At 32.5% G+C, this 551-nt stretch carries 1 protein-coding gene; it reads right to left on the bottom strand.

All coding sequences use genetic code 11. The annotated features are described in order from the left end of the window. Nucleotides 1-487: IS3 family transposase (locus tag QMA06_RS16525; protein WP_290208003.1), on the bottom strand; the 487-nt coding region annotated here is incomplete at its 3' end. Nucleotides 488-551 lie beyond the last annotated feature (64 nt).

Genomic DNA, 551 nt, shown 5'->3' with positions numbered 1-551 from the left:
CAGTCATTTTTTGAGCTAGGTCAGTGTTTTTAATGGTTTTTTTTAATCCATATTCATACTTAAGAGTTCTGTTAATTCGTTCAGCGACAGCGTTTTCATAAGGATCGTACTGTTTGGTCATACTCATCGTAATTCCATTGTTTTCAGCAAATTCAGTGTATTTAGGATTACAATATTGGAACCCTCTATCAGAATGATGAATAAGTTTTTGATTAGGATATTTTCTATTTTTAATAGCCATGGCTAGCGCATCCTTACAAAGCGATGTTTTCATATGGTTGTCGAGTTTATAGCCCATAATCCTTTTAGAATAAGCATCTGTAACTAAAGCCAAATAGTTATGTCCATTTTGAGTTTTAATATAGGTTATATCGCTGACCCAAAGTTGTTCTGGTCGAGTAGGCACGTGGTCTTTTATCATGTTTTTATATTTTTTATACATATGATTAGAATTGGTTGTTGTGATATAGTTCTTTGTTTTTGGCACTAGTAGTTTATTAAGTCTCAAGAAGTTGAAGAACTTGTCTCTACCAATTTTAATACCAGCGTTT

Source organism: Winogradskyella bathintestinalis, from assembly GCF_030407435.1.
Lineage (GTDB): Bacteria > Bacteroidota > Bacteroidia > Flavobacteriales > Flavobacteriaceae > Winogradskyella > Winogradskyella bathintestinalis.
The sequence above is the reverse complement of the archived record's forward strand: the minus strand, read 5'-3'. Positions and strand labels throughout refer to the sequence as shown.